Source organism: Mesorhizobium sp. Root554 (genome assembly GCF_001427025.1).
Taxonomy (GTDB): Bacteria; Pseudomonadota; Alphaproteobacteria; order Rhizobiales; family Rhizobiaceae; genus Mesorhizobium.
The window spans coordinates 552,261-565,078 of record NZ_LMGA01000001.1; the positions used below are offsets into that span (position 1 = coordinate 552,261).

Sequence of the window (12,818 nt, forward strand, 5' to 3'; positions counted from 1 at the left end):
CTTGCGAGGATTCGTCCATGCGCAATTGGCGATACGGAAGATTACGTGGATCAGGAGCTGCCGCGGCACGAAAAGATCAAGTTCAGGCGGGAGGAAATCACCGACCTGGGCAAGATGCCGTCGGCATGCGGCGAACCTCCGCTGGGGCAGGCGGCCATTGGCCGTAGCGCCCGTATCCTCGCCCGTACCTTTCTGACTGTCGTGGCCCTGGTCGCCGTGGCGGCGGTCGCGCTCCAGCTGATCGACGCCTCGGGCATCGGCGCGTCGCGACTGCGCGAGGCGGCTGAGAAGGCCATCGAAAACATGGCAGGCGTCGATGTCGAGGTCACGACGGGCCCGGCAAGCATCACCCTGGACGGTTCGGCGTTCCTTGCGCTCCAGGTGCGCGATGTAAGCCTCAGGACGGCTACTGGCCAGCCGATGGCAACGGTCGGCCGTATGCGCTTCGGGCTGCGGCTGATGCCGCTGCTGTCGGGCGAAGTGAGGCTGACCAGCGCCAGCGTGTCGAATGCCCGGCTGATCGCCTCCGCGCTACCCTCAGGCGGCAATGACTGGACGGGCGCCCTGCGAAGCCCGGACGGTCTTCTCAACCCGGACAAGGTCAGTGATGCGGTGTTCGGCCTGGCCAATAAGACGCTCGACGCCGTGCGGCTGAATTCCGTGCGTGAAATCGAACTGGACAATGTGGAGATTGTCCTTCCCCAGCAGGGAACCGTCAGGCTCGTCAAGGTTGCGGAAGCCACTGTGCGCCAGACCGGACCCGGTCAGATGCAGTTTTCCTCCACCAACGAGATAGATGGCAAGGCGATGACCGTCGCCGGTTCCGCGGTCCGTGATCTCACCTCACACTTGATAACTTCGCTGGAAGCCGACATCGCCGTCGCAGCGAGCGAGGAAGGACCGCCGGCCGAAGATGGTGAGGGCAGCACATTGGGGGCTATCGGTCTACGGCTGACAGGCAGCGAAGGCTCGGCGGAAACCGCGCCCGTCCTGAAAGCGCAGCTGTCGTTGACAGGCGCAGCCATGGACCTCGACCGTAAGGGCCGGCTGGTGGCAAACATCAATGCCGATGCCACCTTGCTGCGGGGAAGCAACAAGCTGGACCTCGGCAGGCTGCAAATCTCAACCGGGCGTTCGCTGCTCAGTTTTCAGGGTTCGTTCGGGCCGAAGCCGAAAGCCGTCCCGAATGAAGAGCCGTCCTACCGCTACGACCTGGTGAGCGACGGCTCCAGTCTCGGACCGCTGGAGTCACCCGAGCCGGTGCTGCGGTTCATTGCCCGCGCCGCTGGCGTCTACCGTGTCCGCAGCGCCACGCTCATCGCCGACACGATCGCGCTCAAGTCGGACGCGGAGGGCGAGGTGCTGGGAACGGCATCGATGCAGTTCGCGCGGGGCAAGACGCCGGGAATGTCGCTTGGCCTCAACGTGCACGATATGCCGGTATCCCATGCCAAACAGTTGTGGCCATGGTTCTCGGCAAGCGGCGCGCGCCGGTGGGTACTGCGAAATCTCTTTGGCGGCCGCATCGTCGATGCCAACCTGCAATATCAGGTGCCTCCCGGCCGCATCGGCGATGGCGTGCCTTTGAACGGCAACGAGGTCTTCGGCCGCTTTCGCATCGAAGGATCGCGCTTCGATACGGCGGGACGCATTCCTCCCATTCGCGATGCGGTTGGCGAGGTGGCCTTCCGGGGTAACGATGTGGACATCTCGCTATCGTCCGGCACGGTCTATCTTCCGAGCGGGCGGACCGTGGCGGCGAGCGGCGGCACGCTGAAGGTCAAGAACGCCAACCATCCACCCGTCATCGGCGCACTCGACATCGATGTTGCAGGCGAAGCTCCTGCGATCGTTGAACTCGCCTCGTACGAACCCATCAACGCCATGCGCCATGTCGGCATCCTGCCTGCAGAACTCTCCGGGACCGTGACCGGCAACGTCAAGGCGGACATTCCCCTCCAGGCCGGCATTGATGCAAGCAAGCTCAACTGGCTGGTGGCGCTCGACTACAAGAACCTGGCTCTGGCGAAGCCCGTCGATGGCCAGATGGTCACCGAGGCGGAGGGGACCATAGTCGTCGATCCAAACAAGGCCGTGATTGGCGCCAAGGCGCTGCTCAGTGGCATTCCGGCGGAAATCGACATCGTCGAGCCTTTGCTGCCGGAGGGGCCGCCACGCAGCCGCAATGTGACGATGGTTCTCGATGAGAAGACGCGCGCGGCGTTCATGCCCGGCCTGTCGTCCATCCTTTCCGGAACGGTGAGGGTGGCGCTCGACAAGAATGGCGATGGCAGCCAGGCGGTCTCCGCCGATCTGGCGGCGGTGAAGCTGAATTTGCCCTGGGCCGGATGGAGCAAGGGCGCCGGGGTGCCGGCCAAGGTGAAGTTCACCATGCAGTCGTCCGGCGGTTCGACCAGGCTGTCGGATTTCGACCTCAGCGGAACGACCTTCGCCGTCCAGGGCTCGCTGGTCCTTGCCGGTGGCAGCCTTTCCGCAGCCGATTTCAATCGTGTCAGGCTGAACCGCGGCGACGACGTCTCGCTGTCCCTGAAGCGGACTTCGAAAGGCTATTCGATCAGCGTGCGCGGCGATGCGCTGGATGCGCGCTCTCTCATCAAGCAGCTCACCGCCGATGCCGGCACGGCGACCAAGGGCACGGGATCACAATCGGTTTCGGTGCAGGCCGATATCAACTCCCTGTCCGGTTTCAATGACGAGAAACTGTCCGGCTTCAAGCTCGACTACGGCGCTACAGGTTCGAGCGTGAATACGCTCAAGGCGAGCGCGCAGACCACCTCCGGCGCTGCCATAACGATCAGCGACGGCGGCGGCGGGGGCGGCAACCGTAATCTCGTGCTGAAATCCGGTGATGCAGGCGCCATCCTGCGATTTCTCGACACCTACGATCATATGCAGGGCGGGGCTATCGCACTGTCGCTTTCAGGAGCGGCGGGAGGACCCTTGCGCGGTACGATCGACGCGCGCGATTTCCTCATCGTCAACGAGCCGAAGCTGGCATCCATCGTGTCCACGACGCCTCCGGGCGACAACAGAAGCCTCAATCAGGCCGTCAAAGCCGACATCGATACGTCCAGGGTGGCATTCGACCGTGGCTATGCCGAAATCGAGAAAGGCAATGGCTATCTGAAACTTGCGAACGGCATCCTGCGCGGAACATCCATCGGTGCCACGTATCAGGGTCTTTTCTACGATCAGGATAACAATATGGACATGACGGGCACCTTCATGCCCGCCTATGGCCTCAACCGCATCTTCGGCGAAATCCCGATCGTTGGGATGCTGCTCGGCAATGGGCGCGACGGCGGTCTGATCGGCGTCACCTTCAGGCTGAGGGGCAAGGTCAGCAAGCCGGAACTGACGATCAACCCGCTCTCGGTGATCGCGCCGGGTATCTTCCGCTCGATATTCGAGTTTCGGTAGCCTGACCCTCCCTTCTCCCACAAGGGGAGAAGGGAAGACGTTTAAACCGGCCGCACCAGAATGTGTTTTTTCTTGCCGAGTGAAAGCTTTACCGCCTGTTCCGGACTCAGATCCTGAAGCGTGACGACCCGCTTGTCGTCGCTGACCGGCTGGTCGTTGAGCCGCACCGCGCCACCCTGAATGTGCCGGCGAGCTTCGCCGTTCGATGCCGCCAGGCCGGCCGACACGAACAGCGCCAGAATGCCGATGCCTGACTCGAGCTGCGCCCGGGGCACCTCGATCGAGGGCAGGGTCTCCGCCGTCACGCCTTCCTCGAAGGTCTTGCGCGCAGTCTCGCCGGCCTGGTCAGCCGCTTCGCGGCCATGCAGCAGGGTGGTGATCTCGGTGGCCAGGACCTTCTTGGCGTCGTTGATTTCGGCGCCGCCGAGCGCTTCCAGCCGTGCGATCTCCGCCATCGGCAGCGTCGTGTAGAGCTTCAGGAAGCGGCCGACATCGGCGTCCTCGGTGTTGCGCCAGTATTGCCAGAAATCGTAGGGCGACAGCAGCTCCGGATCGAGCCACACCGCCCCGGAGGCCGTCTTGCCCATCTTGGCGCCCGACGAGGTGGTCAGCAGCGGCGTCGTCAGCGCATAGAGTTGCGCATTCTCCATCCGGTGGCCGAGATCGATGCCGTTGACGATGTTGCCCCACTGGTCGGAGCCGCCCATCTGCAGGCGGCAGCCGAAACGCTTGTAGAGTTCGACGAAATCGTATGCCTGCAGGATCATGTAGTTGAATTCGAGGAAGGACAGCGACTGCTCGCGGTCGAGCCTCAACTTCACCGAATCGAATGCCAGCATCCGGTTGACGGAAAAGTGCCGGCCGACATCGCGCAGGAAGTTGACGTAGTTGATGCCCATCAGCCAGTCGGCATTGTTGACCATCAGCGCGTCGCCGGCGCCGTCGCCGAAATCGAGATAGGGCGCGAAATTGCGCCTGATGCCGACGAGGTTCGCCTCGATGTCCTGCGGCGTCAGCAGCTTGCGCGCCTCGTCCTTGAAGGATGGGTCGCCGATCATCGACGTGCCGCCGCCCATCAGCGCGATCGGGCGATGCCCGGTCTGCTGCAGCCAGTGCAGCATCATGATCTGGATCAGCGAGCCGGCGTGAAGGCTTTTCGCCGTGGCGTCGAAGCCGATATAGGCGGTCACCGTTTCCTTGGCGAAGAGCTGGTCGAGGGCGGCATCGTCCGAGGTCTGGTGGATGAAGCCGCGCTCGCTCATGGTGCGCAGGAAATCGGATTTGAAGGCGGACATTTTTTCTCTTTCCGGAAACCGCCTGATCGCAAGGCGACCGTGGCGTCTGTCATGGCGCGCGTTTAGCATCCTCCCCGTGGGAATCACAAGAACGGCTGGCAAATGACTGCAATCTGCGCGATCGGACTGATGAGCGGCACGTCGATGGACGGCATCGACCTCGCCATGCTGCGCACCGATGGCGAAAACGGCGTCGAGCGGGGACCGGCGTTCTTCGTCGCCTACGACGCCGAATTCCGGCGCCGCATCGAGGCGTCGCTGGATGCGGCCAAACAGATCGTCCGCCGCGAGGACAGGCCCGGCGACCTGGCAGCTTTGGAGCGCGACATCACCCTGCGCCATGCCGAAGCAATCGAGAAATTCCTGAAGACGGACGCCAGTCGATGGGGCCGGCCCGAAATGATCGGATTTCACGGCCAGACCGTCCTGCACAAGCCCGATATCGGATTGACCATCCAGCTGGGCGATGGCGGATTGCTCGCCGGGCGGATTGGGTTGCCAGTCGTTTACGACATGCGCGCCAACGACATGATCCATGGCGGGCAGGGCGCTCCACTGGTGCCCATCTACCACGCGGCGCTGGCCCGCTCGTTGTCGCAGCCGTTCGCGACGGCATTTCCCGTCGTCTTCGTCAACATAGGCGGAATTTCCAACATCACTTATGTGCCGGGAGCGGGCGATCCGGTGGCCTTCGATACCGGCCCCGGCAATGCGCTGATCGACCAGTGGGTGGCGCGGGAAGGTGGCATTCCGTTCGATGCCGGCGGTGCGGTTGCCAGCGAAGGCGGCGCGGTCCGCGCCGTGATTGAGGCCTATCTGGACAAGCCGTTCTTCGCCAAGCCCGGCCCGAAGTCGCTGGACCGCAACGATTTCACCCTCGCAGAGGCGGAAGGGCTCGAATTGGCGGACGGCGCCCGCACGCTCGCCGCGGTTTCGGCAGAGGCGATCCTTGCATGCGTGCCGCATCTCTCCGAACCGCCGAAGCTGTGGGTCGTGTGCGGCGGGGGCAGGAAGAACCCGCATATCGTTGGCGATCTGCGCCGCGGCGCTCAGGCGCAGGACGCAGAGGTGATCCTCGCGGAGGATGCCGGGCTGGACGGCGACGCCACGGAGGCGGAAGCCTGGGCTTATCTCGCAGTCCGCGCGCAAAAAGGATTGCCGCTGACCTTCCCGACCACGACCGGCTGCCGCAAGGCGGTCGGCGGCGGCGTGATCGCGCAGCCGTGATGCGCCGCGCAGGCGTGGCCCTTGCCTAGCGGTTGCGGCTGGCGTAAGGAGCGCGCCACCCGGCCCCGCGGTTCCATGCCCGCCTGATTGCAATACGGATGCCGCGAGAAAACGAGCCTGGCCCTGTATGGCTGACAAGTTGATATCGATCGTTATCCCGTGCCGGAACGAGGCGCAGAACGTGCCGCTTCTGCTGGACGAGATTCAGGCCGCCATGGCCGGCCGCGACTTCGAGGTGATCGTCGTCGATGACGGATCGACCGACGAGACGCCACAGACGCTGGCGGCACAGGCGGCGCTGCGGCCTTTTGCGGTGCGCCATCTGAGGCATGAGAAATCGTCCGGCCAGAGCCTTGCCGTGCGCACCGGCGCTTGGGCCGCGCGCGGCAGCGTCGTCGCCACCATCGACGGCGACGGCCAGAACGACCCGCATTATATTCCGGTCCTGATCGATGCCCTGCTCGCCGCCGGCCCGCAGGCAGGCGCCGCGCAAGGCCAGCGCCTGAAGCGCCGCGACAGCAGGGTGAAGCAACTCGCGTCGCGTTTCGCCAACTGGTTGCGCAATGCGATCCTGCACGACGAGACGCGCGACACCGGCTGCGGCCTCAAGGCCGTCCACACCGACATATTGCGTAAGCTGCCCTTCTTCGACGGCACGCACCGCTTCGTGCCGGCGCTGGTCATCCAGGAAGGCTTCGGCGTCGTGCATTGCGACGTGGTCGATCGTTCACGACGGCATGGAAAGTCGAACTACGGCATCTTCGACCGGGGCTTGCAGGGCGCGCTCGACCTGGCCGGCGTCTGGTGGCTGCGGCGTCGCCGCCGACGGATGCCGAAGGCAAGGGAAATAAGCCATGGCTAATGTTTTTCAGGAACTTTCCACCTGGTTCCACCAGGTATTCGTGCTTCAGTTCGACGGCTGGATCCTGCTCGGCTTTATTGCACAGGCCTTCTTCACCATGCGTTTCCTTGTTCAGTGGATCGCATCGGAAAGGGCTAAGCGCAGCGTCGTGCCGATCGCCTTCTGGTTCTTCTCGCTTTTCGGCGGCGGCCTGCTCTTTGTTTACGCCATCCAGCGCGAGGATCCCGTCTTCATTGCAGGGCAGGGCCTCGGCCTCGTCATCTATATCCGCAATCTGTGGCTGATCGCCAATGAGCGGAAATCGTCCATGACCAAGGTGGACTAAGCCACCGTCCATGCCGCGCTTGAAAGTTGAACCCCGGCAATGAAGCTCCGCTACGCGTTGCTTTTCCTGTTCAGTCTGCTGATGACGGCATCGGGCCTTGCAACGTTGCCGCCGCTGGACCGTGACGAACCGCGCTTCACCCAAGCGACCAAGCAAATGGTCGAAAGCGGCGATTATGTCGATATCCGTTTCCAGGAAACGCCGCGCTATCAAAAACCGATTGGCATTTACTGGCTGCAGGCAGCCGCTGTCACGCTGAGCGGGCAGGGACAAGAAGCGCCGATCTGGATCTACCGGCTGGTCTCGGCGCTGGCGGTCGCGATTGCCGTCGTCGCCATAGCCTGGACCGGAACGAACCTGTTCGGCGCCAATGCGGGCATCGCAGCGGGGCTGGTCCTGGCGGCCATCTTCGCCACCGCCTTCGAAGGGCGGGATGCGAAGACCGATGCTGCGCTGCTGGCCTGTTGCGTCGCCGCACAGGGCGCTTTGGCCCAGATTTATCTGGCGTCACGGCGAAATCAGGCGGTTCCGGGGCATTTGCCTTGGATTTTCTGGATCGCACAGGGTTTCGGCATTCTGATCAAAGGACCGATAGCTTTGTTGCTGTCCGCACTGACGATCCTTTCCCTACTCGCTTTCGAGCGTGAGGCGCGATGGCTGGCGCGGCTCAAGCCTCTGCGTGGCTTGGCTCTTCTCGTTCTCATTGTCGCGCCCTGGCTGGTGCTGATCACGCTCAAATCGGGCGCCTCCTTTTGGCATGGTTCGGTCACGAACGATCTTCTGGAGAAGGCCGTCCCCGGTGGCGCACCGCATTGGGGCCCGCCGGGTTATTATGCGCTCACCTATTCGCTGTTCATGTGGCCGTTCGGCCTGATTGCGCTGGGCGCCGAATTGCTCGCGATCGGCCGAGCAAGGCAAGACTACCGGCTTAGGTTCTGCCTCGCCTGGTACGTTCCCTTCTGGCTGCTGTTCGAGCTCATTCCGACCAAGCTGCCGCACTACGTAATGCCGGCATATCCCGGGCTGATCCTGCTGATCGGCTGGCTTTTGACCTTATCACCGGAAGAACGCGCCACACCGATGAAAGCCTGGCAGGCATGGTGCTGGCGGGCAGGAGCGTTCGGGCTCGGCGTCGTGACGCTGGCCATTGCCGTCGTCGCCGTTGGCGCGCCGATCTATCTCGACGGGCGCCTGTCGCCATGGGGTATTATCGCGGCCCTTGCCGTACTCGCCGCCGGCTATTTCGCCTTTGCACGCAATGACCAGATCTCGCTACGCCGTATTGCGATAACCACCGTTTCCGCCGGTATTGCCGCAGCGCTCCTTTTCGGCATCGTCATCCCATCGCTGACGCCGATCTGGATGACGCCGCGGATCGTGGACGCGGTTCGTGCGGCAAAGCCGTGCACGGGTACGGTGCTGGCGTCGTCGGAATATCACGAGCCCAGTCTTGTCTTCCTTCTGGGTACAAGGACTTTGCTGACCAATCTGCGAGGTGCCGAAGATCATATGGCTGCCGATCCGGCCTGCGCCCTGGCGTTGGTTCCGGCCCCGCAAGGCGACGAGTTCGCCGGTCAAATGACCCGGCGCGGCGTGGGCGTCACGCGCATTGCAACCATCGACGGCTACAACTTCTCGTCGGGCGACACGCTTTCCCTGAGCCTCTACCGCGCAACGCCGTAGCGCCGCGGCGCTGCCGGGTTATCGCAGCCGCTTGGGGCGTGGATCGGACAATTCGCCGGCCAGACGGCGGTCGAGATAGTCGGCGCATTCCTCGAGCAACAGCTCGGCGTCGTTGGCGAAGAAGTGGTTTGCGCCGGGAATCGTCTTCTGCGTGATGGTGATGCCCTTCTGGGCGTGAAGCTTGTCCACAAGACCCTGCACATCCTTGGCGGGCGCCACCTTGTCGGCATCGCCATGAATGATGAGGCCGGACGACGGGCAGGGCGCCAGGAATGAGAAATCATAGGTGTTGGGCTGCGGCGAGATCGAGATGAAGCCTTCGATTTCCGGCCTGCGCATCAGAAGCTGCATGCCAATCCACGATCCGAACGAATAGCCGGCAACCCAGCAGCTCTTCGAATCCGGATGCAGCGACTGCACCCAGTCGAGGGCCGCCGCGGCGTCGGAAAGCTCGCCGGTGCCGTGGTCGAATTCGCCCTGGCTGCGGCCGATGCCGCGGAAATTGAAGCGCAGCGTGGTGAAGTTCCGCTTCTGGAACATGTAGAAGAGGTCATAGACGATCTTGTTGTTCATCGTGCCGCCAAATTGCGGATGCGGATGCAGCACGATGGCGATCGGCGCGCTCTTTTCCTTGGACGGCTGATAGCGCCCCTCGAGACGTCCGGCAGGACCGGTGAAAATGACCTCTGGCATCAATGACTCCACTTCGGTACCACACGCAGCCTCGGCCTGAACAAGTTCCGGCTCTGGCCTTGACGCAGGGCAGCCGTCTTCATAGAAGCTAGTTTAGAATTGTTCAAAACTGGTGGTTTTGGCCACCCGAGCCGCAAGCCGCGTAAATAGGACGGCTTGCGTTGGAATTTCAAGGAAATAACGCGTCGTCCTGACGGAATGGTTTTTGGAAGGAATGCCCGGGCGATGGCCCCAGAGCGCGCCTATCTCGACTATAACGCAAGTGCGCCGCTGACCGCGGCCGCGCGCGAAGCGATGTTGGCGGCATTCGAAATCGCGGCCAATCCGTCCTCCGTGCATTCGGAGGGACGCGCCGCGCGCCGCCTGATCGAGGACGCGCGCCGTGCCGTCGCGGCGCTGGTGAACGCCAAGCCGGACCATGTGGTCTTCACGTCCGGGGCGACGGAAGCGGCCGCGATGCTGCTGACGCCTGACTGGCAGATGGGACGCGGCCCCCTGCGCATGGGCAGGTTGTATGTCTGCCAGGCCGATCATCCCTGCCTGTTGAATGGTGGCCGCTTTGCCGCCGACCGCGTGACGCGCATCGGCGTCGACCGCGAAGGTATTGTCGATCTCGCTGAACTGGAAAAGGCGCTGGCGGCACACGACAAGGCTGAGGGCCTGCCTCTGGTCGCTATCCACGCCGCCAACAACGAAACCGGCGTCATCCAGCCGCTGGAACGGCTTGGCCAGGTGGTCAAGGCGGCCGGTGGCGTGCTGGCGCTCGATGCCGTTCAGGCTGCGGGGCGTATTCAGCTCGATTTGTCAGCAGGTTACGCCGATTACCTGATTCTCTCGTCACACAAGATGGGCGGCCCGAAGGGCGCCGGCGCGATCATAGCGGCATCTGACCTGATGATGCCGAAGCCACTTGTTACCGGCGGCGGGCAGGAGAAAGGCCATCGTGCCGGCACCGAGAATCTGGCGGCCATTGCAGGTTTTGGCGCGGCCGCGCGGGAAGCGCGTTTGGCTATCGAAGACATGGCCCGCATCCGCGCATTGCGCGACGAAGTCGATGCGACGGTGAAGGCGATCGTTCCGGATGCAGAAATCTTTGGAGCGGGCGCCGAGCGTCTTGCCAATACGACATTCTTCGCTATTCCGGGCCTCAAGGCCGAAACGGCCCAGATCGCCTTCGATCTCGCCGGCGTTGCGCTTTCGGCCGGATCGGCATGTTCCTCTGGCAAGGTGGGTCCGAGCCATGTGCTGAAGGCAATGGGTCGGGGAGAGGCGCTGGGTGCGTTGCGTGTGTCCGTCGGCCACGCGACGACCGCGAAAGATTTGGAATTGTTCCGAAAGGCTCTTGCGGCGATTGCCGCACGCCGGTCGGATCGGGAAAAGGCCGCCTAGCGGCAACAGGGTTTCGGCCCGCTTGAGCCGTGCGTCATCGTTGGCCGGTGAATTTCCGGTGGTGGCGCACTATATTGAACTTACGCCGTTCAGCGCCTTCGGGCCGCCTTGCGGTGCCATAGTTTGAAAACGGTCGGGCCTTGAACCCGGCATGGATGGAGAACGCGACATGCCTGCTGTGCAGGAGACGATCGATCGGGTCAAAAAGATCGATGTCGATCAGTATAAATACGGATTCGAGACCGAGATTGCCGTCGACAAGGCTCCAAAAGGCCTGTCTGAGGATATCATCCGTTTCATCTCGGCCAAGAAGGATGAGCCTGCCTGGATGCTTGAATGGCGTCTGGAAGCCTATCGGCGCTGGCTGACGCTGGACGAGCCGACCTGGGCGCGCGTCAATTATCCGAAGATCGATTTCCAGGATATTTATTACTATTCGGCGCCGAAGAGCACCTCGGGTCCCACCTCGCTGGCCGATGTCGATCCGGAATTGCTCAAGGTTTACGAGAAGCTCGGCATTCCCCTGAAGGAGCAGGAAATCCTGGCCGGCGTGCAGAAACCTGTTGCCGAGGATTCGGAAGGTCTCGAGGAGGCCAACGACAACGTCTACAAATCCGGCCGGGTCGCCGTCGATGCCGTGTTCGATTCGGTTTCCGTGGTCACCACCTTCAAGAAGGAGCTGGCGCAGGCCGGCGTCATCTTCTGCTCGATCTCGGAGGCCATCCGCGAGCATCCGGAACTGGTGAAGAAATATCTCGGCTCCGTCGTTCCAACCACCGACAACTATTACGCCACGCTGAACTCGGCAGTCTTCACCGACGGCTCCTTCGTGTTCGTGCCGAAGGGCGTGCGCTGCCCGATGGAGCTTTCGACCTATTTCCGCATCAACGAGAAGAATACCGGCCAGTTCGAGCGCACGCTGATCATCGCGGAGGAGGGGGCCTACGTCTCCTATCTCGAAGGCTGCACCGCCCCCCAGCGCGATGAAAACCAGCTTCACGCCGCCGTGGTCGAACTGGTGGCGCTGGACGACGCCGAGATCAAATATTCTACGGTGCAGAACTGGTATCCCGGCGATGCCAACGGCAAGGGCGGCATCTACAATTTCGTCACCAAGCGCGGCGACTGCCGCGGCGACCGCTCGAAAATTTCGTGGACGCAGGTCGAGACCGGCTCGGCGATCACCTGGAAATACCCGTCCTGCATCCTGCGCGGCGACGACAGCCAAGGTGAGTTCTATTCGATCGCCGTGTCTAACGGCTATCAGCAGGTCGACTCTGGCACCAAGATGATCCATCTCGGCAAGAACACGCGCAGCCGGATCATTTCCAAGGGTATCGCCGCCGGCTATTCGCAGAACACCTATCGCGGCCAGGTCTCGGCGCACCGCAAGGCGACGGGCGCGCGCAACTTCACCAATTGCGACTCGCTGCTGATCGGCGACCAGTGCGGCGCGCACACCGTGCCCTACATGGAAGCCAAGAATTCGACCGCCAAGTTCGAGCACGAGGCGACCACCTCGAAGATTTCCGAGGACCAGAAGTTCTACGTCATGCAGCGCGGCATTCCCGAGGAGGAAGCCATCGCGCTGATCGTCAACGGCTTCGTCAAGGACGTCATCCAGGAACTGCCGATGGAATTCGCCGTCGAGGCACAGAAGCTGATCGGCATATCGCTTGAGGGGAGTGTAGGCTGATGGATACGGTTGCCGCTGTTTTCTACGCGCTGGTCTGTGGTGGTGTCGCCGCTTCGGTGCCGACTATCCAATCGCGGATCGGGCGCATCGTCGCCGGAGCCGTAACCGGCGTTATCGCCTCGGTGATCCTGCCTTACATCCGCAGCCTGCTGGCCTGAATGGAATTGTCCCGCTGACCGCGAAAGCTCCATCGACTACGTGAAAGAA

General features: G+C 62.7%; 10 protein-coding genes. 8 read left to right on the top strand and 2 right to left on the bottom strand.

Translation table 11 applies throughout. The features are described from left to right. Nucleotides 1–45 precede the first annotated feature (45 nt). Nucleotides 46–3,441, top strand: a complete 3,396-nt coding sequence (locus ASD44_RS02615; RefSeq protein ID WP_056108418.1) for a DUF3971 domain-containing protein — start codon at nucleotides 46–48, stop codon at nucleotides 3,439–3,441. 41 nt (nucleotides 3,442–3,482) lie between these two features. On the opposite strand, the gene tyrS is transcribed toward ASD44_RS02615, so the two are convergent. Beyond that, nucleotides 3,483–4,736, bottom strand: coding sequence for a tyrosine--tRNA ligase (gene tyrS / locus ASD44_RS02620; protein ID WP_056108421.1), 1,254 nt, complete (start codon nucleotides 4,734–4,736; stop codon nucleotides 3,483–3,485). A gap of 102 nt (nucleotides 4,737–4,838) precedes the next feature. On the opposite strand from tyrS, the gene ASD44_RS02625 reads away from it, so the two are divergent. The 4 genes from ASD44_RS02625 (at nucleotide 4,839) to ASD44_RS02640 (ending at nucleotide 8,833) form a co-directional block, all read left to right on the top strand. After that, nucleotides 4,839–5,963 carry an anhydro-N-acetylmuramic acid kinase gene (locus ASD44_RS02625; RefSeq protein WP_056108424.1) on the top strand — a complete coding sequence of 375 codons (1,125 nt, stop codon included), beginning with the start codon at nucleotides 4,839–4,841 and terminating at the stop codon, nucleotides 5,961–5,963. Nucleotides 5,964–6,090: 127 nt separating this feature from the next. Next, on the top strand, nucleotides 6,091–6,825 hold the full coding sequence (locus tag ASD44_RS02630; RefSeq protein WP_056108427.1) for a glycosyltransferase family 2 protein: 735 nt from the start codon (nucleotides 6,091–6,093) through the stop codon (nucleotides 6,823–6,825). Beyond that, on the top strand, nucleotides 6,818–7,150 hold the full coding sequence (locus tag ASD44_RS02635; protein ID WP_056108430.1) for a lipid-A-disaccharide synthase N-terminal domain-containing protein: 333 nt from the start codon (nucleotides 6,818–6,820) through the stop codon (nucleotides 7,148–7,150). The genes ASD44_RS02630 and ASD44_RS02635 overlap by 8 nt, the downstream gene beginning before the upstream one ends. A 39-nt stretch (nucleotides 7,151–7,189) precedes the next feature. Then, on the top strand, nucleotides 7,190–8,833 hold the full coding sequence (locus tag ASD44_RS02640; protein ID WP_056108433.1) for a glycosyltransferase family 39 protein: 1,644 nt from the start codon (nucleotides 7,190–7,192) through the stop codon (nucleotides 8,831–8,833). An 18-nt stretch (nucleotides 8,834–8,851) separates the two neighbouring features. Here ASD44_RS02640 and ASD44_RS02645 read toward each other — a convergent pair whose 3' ends face one another. After that, complete coding sequence (locus ASD44_RS02645; RefSeq protein WP_056108436.1) at nucleotides 8,852–9,526, bottom strand: alpha/beta hydrolase; 675 nt, start codon at nucleotides 9,524–9,526, stop codon at nucleotides 8,852–8,854. A 225-nt stretch (nucleotides 9,527–9,751) separates the two neighbouring features. Between ASD44_RS02645 and ASD44_RS02650 the strand changes: the two genes are divergently transcribed. The 3 genes from ASD44_RS02650 to ASD44_RS18290 all read left to right on the top strand — a co-directional run bounded on the left by ASD44_RS02650 (nucleotide 9,752) and on the right by ASD44_RS18290 (nucleotide 12,769). Beyond that, the gene (locus ASD44_RS02650; RefSeq protein ID WP_056115294.1) at nucleotides 9,752–10,915 is read left to right on the top strand and encodes a cysteine desulfurase family protein; all 1,164 of its coding nucleotides are present in this window, start codon (nucleotides 9,752–9,754) and stop codon (nucleotides 10,913–10,915) included. Nucleotides 10,916–11,084: 169 nt separating this feature from the next. Continuing rightward, nucleotides 11,085–12,611, top strand: coding sequence for a Fe-S cluster assembly protein SufB (sufB, locus tag ASD44_RS02655; protein WP_056115297.1), 1,527 nt, complete (start codon nucleotides 11,085–11,087; stop codon nucleotides 12,609–12,611). Beyond that, nucleotides 12,611–12,769: a hypothetical protein gene (locus tag ASD44_RS18290; RefSeq protein WP_156459750.1), complete on the top strand. Its 159-nt coding sequence runs from the start codon at nucleotides 12,611–12,613 to the stop codon at nucleotides 12,767–12,769. The genes sufB and ASD44_RS18290 overlap by 1 nt, the downstream gene beginning before the upstream one ends. The last annotated feature ends 49 nt before the right edge of the window (nucleotides 12,770–12,818 follow it).